The 12,435-nt window shown below is 59.6% G+C and carries 9 protein-coding genes and 1 tRNA gene; 6 read left to right on the top strand and 4 right to left on the bottom strand.

Annotated features, from left to right (window positions below; genetic code table 11):
* Positions 1-22: 22 nt before the first annotated feature.
* Positions 23-96 (bottom strand) — tRNA-Cys (locus GR212_RS08030).
* Positions 97-733: 637 nt separating this feature from the next.
* A complete protein-coding gene (locus GR212_RS08025) occupies positions 734-1,159 on the bottom strand; it encodes a Rap1a/Tai family immunity protein (RefSeq protein ID WP_163985956.1) in 426 nt (141 codons plus the stop codon).
* A 453-nt stretch (positions 1,160-1,612) separates the two neighbouring features.
* Between GR212_RS08025 and GR212_RS08020 the strand changes: the two genes are divergently transcribed.
* The 5 genes from GR212_RS08020 to exoR all read left to right on the top strand — a co-directional run bounded on the left by GR212_RS08020 (position 1,613) and on the right by exoR (position 9,528).
* Positions 1,613-2,281 carry a protein-L-isoaspartate O-methyltransferase family protein gene (locus tag GR212_RS08020; protein WP_163985955.1) on the top strand — a complete coding sequence of 223 codons (669 nt, stop codon included), beginning with the start codon at positions 1,613-1,615 and terminating at the stop codon, positions 2,279-2,281.
* A 247-nt stretch (positions 2,282-2,528) separates the two neighbouring features.
* Positions 2,529-3,401: a PopZ family protein gene (locus tag GR212_RS08015; RefSeq protein ID WP_163985953.1), complete on the top strand. Its 873-nt coding sequence runs from the start codon at positions 2,529-2,531 to the stop codon at positions 3,399-3,401.
* Positions 3,402-3,524: 123 nt separating this feature from the next.
* Positions 3,525-6,368 carry a valine--tRNA ligase gene (locus GR212_RS08010; RefSeq protein WP_163985951.1) on the top strand — a complete coding sequence of 948 codons (2,844 nt, stop codon included), beginning with the start codon at positions 3,525-3,527 and terminating at the stop codon, positions 6,366-6,368.
* Between the two features lie 410 nt (positions 6,369-6,778).
* Positions 6,779-8,041, top strand: a complete 1,263-nt coding sequence (locus tag GR212_RS08005) for an OmpP1/FadL family transporter (RefSeq protein WP_163985950.1) — start codon at positions 6,779-6,781, stop codon at positions 8,039-8,041.
* 683 nt (positions 8,042-8,724) lie between these two features.
* Positions 8,725-9,528 (top strand): exopolysaccharide production regulator ExoR, encoded by an 804-nt coding sequence (gene exoR, locus GR212_RS08000; RefSeq protein WP_163985948.1) that lies wholly within the window; start codon positions 8,725-8,727, stop codon positions 9,526-9,528.
* A 77-nt stretch (positions 9,529-9,605) separates the two neighbouring features.
* Here exoR and xth read toward each other — a convergent pair whose 3' ends face one another.
* Together xth and GR212_RS07990 are read right to left on the bottom strand one after the other, a co-directional pair.
* Positions 9,606-10,397, bottom strand: coding sequence for an exodeoxyribonuclease III (gene xth / locus GR212_RS07995; protein WP_163985946.1), 792 nt, complete (start codon positions 10,395-10,397; stop codon positions 9,606-9,608).
* 129 nt (positions 10,398-10,526) lie between these two features.
* Entirely contained in the window at positions 10,527-10,859 is a 333-nt protein-coding gene (locus GR212_RS07990; RefSeq protein ID WP_163985945.1) for a HesB/IscA family protein, read from the bottom strand.
* 308 nt (positions 10,860-11,167) lie between these two features.
* Between GR212_RS07990 and GR212_RS07985 the strand changes: the two genes are divergently transcribed.
* A complete protein-coding gene (locus GR212_RS07985) occupies positions 11,168-12,385 on the top strand; it encodes a deoxyguanosinetriphosphate triphosphohydrolase (protein WP_163985943.1) in 1,218 nt (405 codons plus the stop codon).
* Positions 12,386-12,435 lie beyond the last annotated feature (50 nt).

Raw genomic sequence — 12,435 nt, 5'->3', positions numbered from 1 at the left:
CTTGAGATACAGGAAAAAGGGATGGAGGCCTCGCCCGGAATCGAACCGGGGTGCAAGGATTTGCAGTCCTCTGCGTAACCACTCCGCCACGAGGCCATCCGAAAGCAATTTGCGTTGTGGTGGCGCGGATTTAGAATGATCCAAAGAAAACCGCAAGAGGGTTCATTCTGAATTCCGTCCTTTTTTCATTCCGAATGAACGTTTTCCAATTGTTCTCCAGGAAGGTGGCAACACTGATCCTCGAATGGAGGTCGCGCTAATTCAAAATGGCCTTCGAAGATTTGGGCACCGTCAGACAGTAGCGGTTACGACGACGATTGGGATGAGCGAAACCTCCTGCCTGCCGCCTGAATATGCGACGGTGGAGCCAAAGCAGCGGGATCCATCGACCGGAATCTCAGCTTTTCATAAAGATCCGGACGTTCGCCGTCATCTCGTGCCGGCCGAGGTCCGCCAAATAATGCATTCAAAGAGGAGTGGGGAGTTTGGCGCCCTTAAAAAGCAGAAGCGGTCCAGTCTAGGGAAAAAACTGGACCGCCTTTTGCTGGACTAGAGGTCAATCAAATTCAGCATCCTAATTATAAGTGTGACTTAGTAATTGTCAACGGGGATGAGAAGCGGCGTTTGCCGGCACCGGGAATTAGCTCAGCCGCGGTGCCTTCGATCTCCGTTTGGGCCGCCCGGACTGCTCCCGAACAGGTTTTGAGCGATCGTCGGGCAGCGTGAGATACGGCTATTCCTCAAGACATGGAAAAGCGAACTTGTAGGAGCGGGCGATCAGCGAGCTGGCGGGCCGCTCGAGCTGCCATGAATGTTCCGCCATCCACTTGCAGGCGATTGCCGTGGCTTTCGCATTGCTGAGATCGGGTGGCAGACAGAAGGCGCCGACGAACTGCTGAAGATAGCGCTCGTAGCGCGACGAATTCTTCGGCGTCTGCTTGGTGGCGCGGATCGTCAGGTTCTTCGTCCGCTGGGCTTCGTCGAGAATGCCTTGAATGTAGACCGAGGCAAGCGTGCGATCTTCCTCGCACCATTCGTCGAGCTGCTTGCCCGTCACGACATGCCCGATGATCGGGGCCGTCTCCTGCGGTGCTTCTTCGCTCAATGCGATCTGGGGTAAGAGAAGGAGAAGCGCTGCGACGGAGAGCGAAAGCCTCATTCGGAAACCTACATCATCGAGGAAAGGCTGGCGGCCAGAAAGACCACCAGCGGCAGCGAGGTTACGACGAAAAGAACGAGAGAGACAGGCATCCCAGCCACCTTCTATTCGATTTTGCTCTTAACCCGAGGGGCTTCGGGCCGGAAGGTTGATTGGTCACCATACCCAGGCGGTCCAATATATTGGAGCGTGGTCCTGCGAAGTTAACATTTTGCTAACGGATATCCCGATTTGACGCACCGGGATTCTGCCCGAAGCTGGCGGCAAGGGGCGATGTCGAAAAGGCGCATGTCGGAAATTGAAGGCGTCGATTGTTGTCCGTGGGCGACGCCTGGTCATGAATCTCCACACCCGTTGCCGCAATGCCTTGAAAGCGCGGCGTCAGGCGATTAAGACACCCGTAACAGAAAGTAGAGCTGGCCCGTTCGGGAATGAAGGGCGCAAGAGGATAAGATGGATTTCGAAGCAGCGCGCGTGAAGATGGTCGAGAACCAGATCCGGACCACGGATGTCACCTCCCATTCCGTGTTGAATGCCTTTTTGACGGTGCCGCGCGAGAATTTCGTGCCGGAGAAGTCGAAGCTTCTTGCCTATATCGACTGCGATATCGAAATTGCCGCGGCTGCGTCCGGCAAGGCTCCGCGCTTTCTGATGGAAGCTTCGCCGCTTGCCAAGCTTCTGCAGCTTGGCGTCATCACCACGCAGGACAAGGTTCTCGATATCGGCTGCGGCACCGGATATGTATCCGCCATCCTGTCGCTTCTCGCCGAGAAGGTCGTCGCTCTCGAAAGCGATGAGGATCTTGCCGCCCAGGCAAAGGCCAACATCGCGGCGCTCGGCTACGGCAATGTTACGGTCGTGACCGGCGACCTCGAAAAGGGCCACGCCGGCAACGCCCCCTACGACGTTATTTTCATCGACGGCTCGATCGAGCAGCTGCCGCAGGGGCTGCTGGATCAGCTCAGCGAAGACGGCCGCCTGATTACGGTGATCGGCTATGGCCATGCCGCGCGCGCGACCGTTTTCATGCGTGAACGCGGCGCCTTCTCGGAAAACGTCTTCTTCAACGCATCGATCAAGCCGCTTCCGGGCTTCGCCAAGGCCAAGGAATTCGTATTCTGACTTCCCGAGCGGTTCGCTGATCCGACTTGCGACGGGCGCCTTCGGGCGCCTGTTTTGTATTGGCGGCGCCTGTGGCAGAATCAGGGGCAGCAAAGCGATTCGTTGTGATCGTAACAAAACTGTGCATCACCGGGTTTAGTGCTTTCCAGGTGATTTTTTTCCCGAAGACAGTCATCTAGGGTGGCCCTGATTCGGCTACCGCGTTGGCGAGTTTCCGGTCGCTGGATATGGGAAAACGGGGATGAATATGGCTCAGCCAAATGTAGTGCGTGAACCGTCCATGGAAGAGATCCTGGCGTCGATCCGCAGGATCATCGAAAGCAACGAACCCGTGGGCGCCAAGCCGATTCCCGCGCCGCATTTTGCCACTTCCCGCGACGACGATATCCAGTTGACCGTCGACGAGGAGTTCGCGGCCGCCGATCGCGCCCGCGCCGCGGAGCAGGAACCGCGTTTCGTCGCAGCAAACTCGCAGATGCCCGTTGCCGAACCGGAAAGCGCCGGTCGCGGCCTTTCGCTGGCCGATGTCGCCGCGCGTGTCCGTGCCGCGTCCGAACGAAATACCGCCGCATTGCTGAATGCCGGACGCGAGCCTCCCCAGCCGCGCGAATTGCCGCCGGCCATCGCCGCCCGCATTGCCGAAGCTCATGTCGAGCCGGTTGCCGATTTTCCCTTGAGGCACGCCGTTGCCGATCCTGCTCCGGTTGCTCCGACAGCGGTTCAGGCTCTGGCCGAAGTCAGGGTCGAGCCTGAGATGGAAGAGTTGAAGCCGATGGCCGCTGCTCCAGCGCCTCAGCTGGCCGCACCCGTCGAGGCATCGATTTTCCAGGCGCCGGAACTGCCCGCAACCGTTGCGGTCGAGATGGAAGCTTCCGCGCCGTCGATACAGCCCGCATCGGCACCCGCGCTGATGTCCGAATCCGCCGGCGCGCAGGTCGCCCGTTCGTTCGAAGAGCTCGCGGCCATCATCGATGGCGGCCCGCGTCGCTCTCTCGATGAACTGGCCCAGGAAATGCTGCGGCCCATGCTCCAGGAATGGCTGGACGATAATCTGCCGACGCTTGTCGAACGTCTCGTGCGCGAGGAAATCGAGCGAGTGGCCCGCGGCCCGCGTCGCTGACAAGCCTGAGCCTTCGGTTCGCCGATCCGCCGCTCCGGGCTCCGGGGCGGCTTTTTTATTGACTTGCCCACAGCCATCCTATTTACAACCCGCATCACCCAGTCCTCTAGATCCGGTCATAAAATGCTCGACAAAACCTATGATTCCGCCACCGTCGAACCGAAGATCGCCCAAAAATGGGATGAAGCCGACGCTTTTCGCGCCGGTGCGAACGCCAAGCCGGGCGCTGAAACCTTCACCATCGTCATTCCGCCGCCGAACGTGACCGGTTCGCTGCACATGGGCCATGCGCTGAACAACACGCTGCAGGACATCATGGTGCGTTTCGAGCGCATGCGCGGCAAGGACGTTCTCTGGCAGCCCGGCATGGACCATGCCGGCATCGCCACGCAGATGGTCGTCGAGCGCCGGCTGGCCGAAAGGCAGCTGCCGGATCGCCACAAGATGGGTCGCGAGGCCTTCATCGAGAAGGTCTGGGAATGGAAGGCTGAATCGGGCGGCTTGATCTTCAACCAGCTCAAGCGTCTCGGCGCTTCCTGCGACTGGTCGCGCGAACGCTTCACCATGGACGAGGGGCTGTCGAAGGCCGTTCTCGAAGTCTTTGTCACGCTCTACAAGGAAGGCCTGATCTATCGCGACAAGCGGCTGGTCAACTGGGATCCGAAGATGCTGACCGCGATTTCGGACATCGAGGTCGAGCAGCACGAGGTCAACGGCAACCTCTGGTACCTGCGCTATCCGCTGGAGCCGGGCGTCACCTATCAGCATCCGGTCGCCTTCGATGACGAGGGCAAGCCGACCGAATGGGAAACGCGCGACTACCTCGTCGTCGCGACCACGCGTCCCGAAACCATGCTCGGCGATACCGGCGTTGCGGTCAATCCGGAAGACGAACGCTACAAGTCGATCGTCGGCAAGCATGTGATCCTGCCGATCGTCGGCCGCCGCATCCCGATCGTCGCTGACGAGTATCCGGATCCGACGGCCGGAACAGGCGCGGTCAAGATGACGCCGGCGCATGATTTCAACGACTTCGACGTCGGCAAGCGTCGCGGCCTGCGGGTCGTCAACATCCTGACGCCGGAAGCCACGATCACCATCAAGGACAACGAGGATTTCCTCGAGGGTCTCGACAATCCCGCTGCCCTGCATGGCGCCTGGGATGAGCTGGAAGGCACCGATCGTTTCGAGGCCCGCAAGATCATCGTCCGCATTTTCGAAGAGTCCGGCTTGCTCGACAGGATCGAGCCGCACAAGCACATGGTTCCGCACGGCGATCGCGGCGGCGTGCCGATCGAGCCGCGCTTGACCGAGCAATGGTATGTCGACGCCAAGACGCTCGCCGAGCCGGCGATCGCCTCCGTTCGCGAAGGCCGCACCAAGCTCGTCCCGAAGAGCTGGGACAAGACCTATTACGACTGGATGGAAAACATCCAGCCGTGGTGCGTCTCGCGTCAACTCTGGTGGGGTCACCAGATTCCTGCGTGGTATGGACCGGATGGCCAGGTTTTTGTCGAAAAGACCGAGGAAGAAGCCCTGCAGGCGGCAATCCAGCACTATCTCTCGCACGAAGGGCCGATGAAGGCCTATGTCGAGGACCTGCTGGAGAACTTCAAGCCGGGCGAAATCCTGACGCGCGACGAAGACGTGCTCGACACCTGGTTCTCCTCCGCTCTCTGGCCGTTCTCCACGCTCGGCTGGCCGGATGAGACGCCGGAACTGGCGCGCTATTATCCGACGAACGTCCTCGTCACCGGTTTCGACATCATCTTCTTCTGGGTCGCCCGCATGATGATGATGGGCCTTCACTTCATGAAGGATGAGAATGGCGAACCCGTCGAGCCGTTCAACACCGTCTATGTCCACGCCCTGGTGCGCGACAAGAACGGGCAGAAGATGTCGAAGTCCAAGGGCAACGTCATCGACCCGCTCGAACTGATCGACCAGTACGGCGCCGATTCGCTGCGCTTTACGCTGGCGATCATGGCCGCGCAGGGCCGTGACGTGAAGCTCGATCCGGCCCGCATCGCCGGCTACCGCAATTTCGGCACCAAGCTGTGGAACGCCACGCGCTTTGCCGAGATGAACGGCGCCAAGAGCGATCCGCACTTCGTTCCGGAAGCCGCGGAGCTTACCGTCAATCGCTGGATCCTGACCGAGCTGGCGCGCGCGGAGCGCGATGTCACCGAGGCGCTGCAAAGCTTCCGCTTCAACGACGCCGCGAGCGTGCTCTATCGCTTCATCTGGAATCAGTTCTGCGACTGGTATCTCGAGCTGCTGAAGCCGATCTTCAACGGCGACGACGAGAACGCCAAGGCCGAAGGCCAGTCCTGCGCGGCCTATGTTCTCGAAGAGACCTACAAGCTGCTGCACCCGTTCATGCCCTTCATGACCGAAGAGCTCTGGGCGCACACGGCGGGCGAGGGCAAGGAGCGCGAGGGGTTGATTTGCCATGCGGAATGGCCGGCGCCTTCCTATGCCGACGATGTTGCGGCCGACGAAATCAACTGGCTGATCGATCTCGTCTCCGGCATCCGCTCGGTTCGTTCGGAGATGAACGTGCCGCCTGCAGCGACCGCGCCGCTGGTCGTTGTGGATGCGAACAGCCTGACGCGCGAGCGCCTGTTCCGTCACGATGCCGCCATCAAGCGCCTCGCGCGCGTCGAAACGATCTCGCTTGCCGATACCGCGCCGAAGGGCGCCGCGCAGATCATCGTCGGCGAGGCGACGGTCTGCCTCCCGCTCGGCAGCCTTATCGATCTCTCCGCCGAAAAGGCCCGTCTTGAAAAGGCGATCGGCAAGAACGAGCAGGAGATTGCCCGCATCGCCGGTAAGCTTTCGAACGAGAAGTTCGTTGCGAACGCCAATCCGGATGTCGTCGCCGCCGAGCGCGAGCGCCTTGCCGAGCTCGAAGGGCAGCAATCCAGCCTCAAGGTGGCGCTGGCCCGGGTGAGCGAGGCCGGCTAAGCAGGAAGACCTCAGGCATTTCATGAAAAAGGCACGCGGCATTTGCCGCGTGCCTTTTTGTTTGCGCGCTCGATTCGGTGTGGATTGATTGGATTGCGGGCTTCGATCCACCGCCAGCTTCGCACAGGCGAAACAGACTACCCCTAAATTCAGTGGGCATTCTCGAAAAGCTGAACTGTTGTCAGATTGTTACAGAATTGTTGCAGCTAAGAATGAAAATCTAAGTGGGGCCAGCAATGCGATTTAAAAAGAAAAATTTACCTAATCCCGCAGATTTTCGGAGGTGGTGTTCATTTTCTTACGTAAATCAATCATTCCTTTCCATGTTTGGAGCACTTGCTGGCTGCATTGCCAATTCAAGCGATCGTCGCAACAATCGGGCAAATGAATGCACCAGTGGGGGAGATACTATGGCATTTTCTGTTGCGTTGAGGGGCGCGGTTGCACTCGTCATAAGCTCGTCTTTCGCGAGCGCCGCTTTCGCGGGCGGCCTTGATCGCGGCGGCTATGACATTGATCTGCTCTTCGACAAGGGGCGTTATGTCTTCGAGTCCGGCGTGACCTATGTCATGCCGGATCGCAAGCTCAAGAACGCCAAGGATATCAATCCATCCGACGGCAATCTCAATGGTCGCAGCCGTTCGACCGATTCGTCGGAAAATTACGCAATCCCCTATGTCGGCTTCAAGATCGGCATCACGGATGACATCGACTGCATGGCCGACTACTCCCAGCCGTTCGGCGGGCATCTCAACGAGGGCCAGAACTGGGCCGGTGCCAACAACGAAATCGAGACCAAGGTGCGCACCAACAACTACTCGGCCACCTGCTCATACAAGTTCGATGCGGGCCCCGGACAGCTGCGCCTGATCGGCGGCGGCTTCTACCAGGAGGTCAGCGGCTACAAGTCGCGCCTGGTTTACGATACTCCGGCGCCGATATCCGCTGTCTACGACGGCGTGGGTTCGCTTGACGTCGATGGCCACGGCTGGGGCTGGCGCGCCGGTGTTGCCTATGAGATTCCGGAATATGCGTTCCGCACGAGCCTCGTCTATAACAGCCGGGTCAAGTACGACAACCTGAAGGGCAGCGTCGATCTGACCGAGGTGCCGCCGCCCGTGGTCCCGGGTTTCGGTGGCAAGCTCACCTCCGTTTTCGGCTCGGCCGATGCTCCCGATTCGCTGGAGTGGAAGGTGCAGACCGGCATCGCGCCTGATTGGCTCGCCTTCGGTTCGGTCAAGTGGACGAATTGGAGCGTGCTGCAGAGCATCGCGCTGTGCCCGAGCTCGACGCGCGGTGTCGCTTCCTGCAAGACCGGCAGCCCGACCGAACTGACTTCGCTCGATCTCCTGTATCGTGACGGCTGGACCGTCACCGGCGGCGTCGGACACAAGTTCAATGACAAATGGAGCGGCGCGGTCAGCCTGACCTGGGATCGTGGAACGAGTGACGGCTATGGCATAAACTCGGACTCCTGGACCGTCGGCGCAGGCGTTGCCTATAAGGCGACCGAGCATGTTCAGTTCAATTTCGGCGGCGCTTTGGGCCTGATGACCAGCGGCAAGTCCGGACCGGTTACCCGCGGCGGCATCGTCTATGGCAACGATGCGACCTACAGCTTCGGCAACGACTTGTTTGCCGCTCTTCAGACGTCGGTCAAAGTGAGCTTCTGACGACAAGCCTTTGGATTGAAGGGGCTTTCCGACAATCTCTCCATCTCGCTGTCAACGTCGCGAGCCTCGGCAGGCCTCGCGACGTTTCTTTGCCCGGGCCGGGCAACGGGCGATGCGGAATCGCCTGTTTGCGGGGTTTATGGTTAAGGGAAACTCAAGGGCGGTAAAATCTTTGTGACGAATCAGCAACACTCTGTTTCAAGACTTTGCAGGCGCGTGATCAGATTACAATTTGTCCATTTCCCGCCACAAATGGGGAGCAGCGATTACCTGGGCACAGGGGCAAGCCTTGTAGAAAGTGCGTAAGCGGTCGATGGGTGAACTTCCACTTTGGCATAAGCAACAATCCGGGTTCGGAGCGGTCGTGCTTCCGACGCAGCGGAAAAGTCTTTGTCTGCCAAGGGAAGCCGTCAGCCTGACGATGTTCGATCCCACTCATCGGAAAGCGGATGAGAACGCTGCTTCGGCGGCGGGATACGATAACGGCCGCCCAAATGCTGGTTTGGACATAATTGCAAGCTATGCTCGCAATTGTGGCAAACAGCCTCGGTTGAATGCCATGGGAAGCGTCCTTTTCAAGGATGATCCAGTCTCGTGCGCCATCAGGGAAAACATTCGTGAAACTGGCGGCGCGCATGGGAATGCCGTGACAGGTCCGAATGGAGCGAAAGAAATCGACTGTTATGTTTAAGTCCGAGTTCATATCAGCGAGAGTCATGATGCTCAGCCTGTCCCTTGCCACGGCAGTGGCGCTGGCAGGCCAAGCCCGCGCATTCGATATCAATGCCGGCGTCACCAAGGAATCGGGTCCGTTCGATCTCTTCAAGTTCGGCTTCAAGGCCTACAAGAACGGCCAGAAGGAAGAGGCGGTCGAGGCCTATCGCTACGCCGCCGAAAAAGGCCATACCGGCTCGCGCTGGGCTCTGGCCAACATGTATGCCGATGGCGACGGCGTCGCGCAGAACGATTTCGAAGCCTTCAAGATCTATAGCGAGATTGCCCAGCAGGGCGTGGAACCGGGCTCCGAAGATACAGGCTTCTTCATCAACGCGCTCCTGGCGCTCGCGAGCTACTACAAGACCGGCATCGCCAACAGCCCGGTCAAGATCGATCTCAACCAGGCTCGCCAGCTCTATTTCCAGGTGGCATCGACCTTCGGCGTCCCCGAGGCGCAGTTCCAGCTGGCGCAGATGATGCTGTCCGGCGAGGGCGGTGCGACCAATGTGCAGCAGGCCAAGAAGTGGCTGAACCAGGCGCGCAAGAGCGGCCATCCGGGCGCCATGGCCGTCTTCGGCAATCTGCTGTTCCAGGAAGGGCAATCGATCCGCGGTCTGGCCTTCATGACGGCGGCATTGGACAAGTGCAAGCCGACGGACTGCGGCTGGATGGAAGACATGCAGGAGCAGGCCTTCTCCATCGCCAACGAGAACGACCGCCGTGTCGCGGTCTCCATGGCTCATCAGCTTGACGTCGCCGGCTCCGACTGATCGCGGGTTTTGATCCGCGCTATCGTCCTTGCCTAGGCTGCGACATACGCCTTCACCGTCTCGTTTCGGATTGAGGCTTAGCTGCCGAAATCGATATGCGCGACGACAGGTACATGGTCCGAGGGCTTTTCCCAGGCGCGAACATGCTTTTCGATTGACGTTGCGGTCAGGCGGTCGGCGGCTTCGGGCGACAGCATCAGGTGATCGATACGGATGCCGTTGTTTTTCGGCCAGGCACCCGCCTGGTAATCCCAGAATGAATAGAGCTTGACCGCATCCGTGGTGGCACGCACCGCATCGGTGAAGCCGAGATGTTCGAGCTGGCGAAAAGCCTGGCGCGTCTGCGGCAAGAACAGCGCATCGTTCTCCCAGACCTTCGGGTCGAAGCAATCATGCGGCTCCGGGATGACGTTGTAGTCGCCGGCCAGAATGATCGGCTCTTCCAGCGCCAGGCGATCCCCGGCGAACTTGCGCAGGCGTTCCATCCAGGCGAGCTTGTAGGGATATTTTTCCGTATCGACCGGATTGCCGTTGGGGAGATAGAGGCAGCAAATGCGCAGGGCACCATGGCCGGGCACGGAAAACACGGCTTCCATGAAGCGGGCCTGCTCGTCGCCATCGTCACCGGGCAGACCGCGAGTCACCTCATCCGGCTTGGTCTTGGACAGGATGGCAACGCCGTTGAAGCCTTTTTGCCCGTGCGTCTCGACGTGATAGCCGAGCGCTTCGATCTCCAGCCGGGGAAAGCCTTCGTCGACCGTCTTGATCTCCTGCAGGCAGACGATGTCGGGGCTCGAATCCTTCAGCCACTGGCAGAGGTTCTCGATACGCGCTTTGACACCGTTGATGTTCCAGGTGGCGATTTTCATAGGTGGCTCATTCCTTTGCTTCGCTCCTGTTGTATCCGCAGCCGCTCGGCTTGACCACAGCTCATATGGAAACCGGCCCGGAGCGAGTGCTCCTGGCCGGTGATCAAACTGTGGAAAAAAGGGCAGGGATCAGATCGCAAAACTCGTGCCGCAGCCGCAGCTTGCGACAGCATTCGGATTCTTGATCTGAAATGATTGTCCGAGGAGATTATCGACGAAATCGATCTCGGAGCCTGCCATATAGACCAGCGACAGCTGATCGATGAGGACGGTCGCGTTACCCTTTTCAACGATCACGTCGTCGTCCTCGGGGCCATCGACGATGTCGAATTTGTAGGAAAAGCCGGAACAGCCGCCGCCTTCGACAGCGACGCGCAGCGCGCGCTTTCCGGCGTCCGCGCCGACGATGGCGGCGATTCGCTTTGCCGCGGCGTCCGATAGGGTAACACTTGTCTCAGTCATATTTTCCTCCTGCCGGGGTCAAGATCCGGAGAGAACCGTTAGGCCGTCGAACTTTCAAACGGCTGATATGCATAGCCTTTATCATGAAAGTCTGGCCGGTGACAGCTCTGGTTTGGTGGTTGAGCCACTCACCATTTTGCTGTTTTCTTATCTATAGGTATGAAGGCTGCTATGCGGCGTCAATGGGTTATGGCGTTCAAGGAGCGCATGGCATTCCGGACTTGCCGGATAATGCCGTGAACTGACCGAAATGAAACGGCCGTCGCGCCTGTGTTGGTGCGGGAGCCAAATGCCGGAATGGATGGATAATGACGATCGATACGCATGCATTGGGTTTCGGATATGGGGAGAAGGCCGTTTATGCGACGAATCCCTGGGCTTCGCGTGGAAGGCTCTACGAAGAGGGATCGAGCCTGACGCGCTCCGAATTCCAGCGCGATCGCGACCGGATCGTCCATACGACCGCTTTCCGGCGGCTGAAGCACAAGACGCAGGTCTTCATCGCCCAGGACGGAGATCACTATCGGACCCGGCTGACGCACACGATCGAGGTGGCACAGATTGCGCGGGCTCTGGCGCGCGCCCTGAAGCTGGACGAGGATTTGGCGGAAGGCGTGGCGCTCGTTCACGATTTCGGCCACACGCCGTTCGGTCACACCGGCGAAGACGCGCTGCATGAGGTGCTGTTGCCCTATGGCGGCTTCGATCACAACGCACAATCCCTGCGCATCGTGACGAAGCTCGAGCGGCGCTATGCCGATTTCGATGGGCTCAACCTGACCTGGGAAACGCTCGAAGGCCTGGTCAAGCACAATGGTCCGTTGATGACGCCTGACGGCAAGGGCATCCGCGGACCGGTGCCGCAGCCGATTCTCGACTATTGCGAGATCCATGATCTCGAAATCGCTTCCTTTGCCAGCCTGGAGGCGCAGGTCGCCGCGATCGCCGACGATATCGCCTATAACACGCATGACATCGACGATGGCCTGCGCGCCGGCTATCTGACATTCGATATGCTGGAGGACGTGCCATTCCTTGCCGGGCTGATGGCCGAGGTGAGGGCGCGCTACCCGCATCTGGAGCCGAGCCGCTTCACGCATGAGATCATGCGCCGGCAGATCACCCGCATGGTTGAGGACGTCATCGCCGTTTCGCAGCAGGCGCTTGCCGAAGTCAAGCCGGGGAATGTGGCCGACATTCGCGCCGCCGGCCGGGTCATCGCGACCTTCTCGCCCGAAATGGCCGCGACCGACAAGCTGATCAAGCAGATGCTGTTCAAGCGCATCTATCGTCATCCCGACATCATGCGCATCCGTGCGGGCGCGGCGCAGATCGTCACGGACCTCTTCCAGGCCTATATGGACAACCCCACGGAGATGCAGAGCCACTACTGGGTCGACCATATCGCCGGCCTCGCCATCGCCGCCAAGGCCAGGCATGTCGGCGACTATCTGGCCGGCATGACGGACACCTATGCCATCAGCGCCCACAAGCGCCTGTTTGACCAGACTCCCGATTTGCGGTAGGCAGCGGCGGCGTCGGGCCGATAGCGGTCCGCCGAAGCAATTGCGTGGAC

This window comes from Martinezella lusitana (genome assembly GCF_010668395.1).
GTDB lineage: Bacteria > Pseudomonadota > Alphaproteobacteria > Rhizobiales > Rhizobiaceae > Rhizobium > Rhizobium lusitanum_A.
The sequence above is the reverse complement of the archived record's forward strand: the minus strand, read 5'-3'. Positions and strand labels throughout refer to the sequence as shown.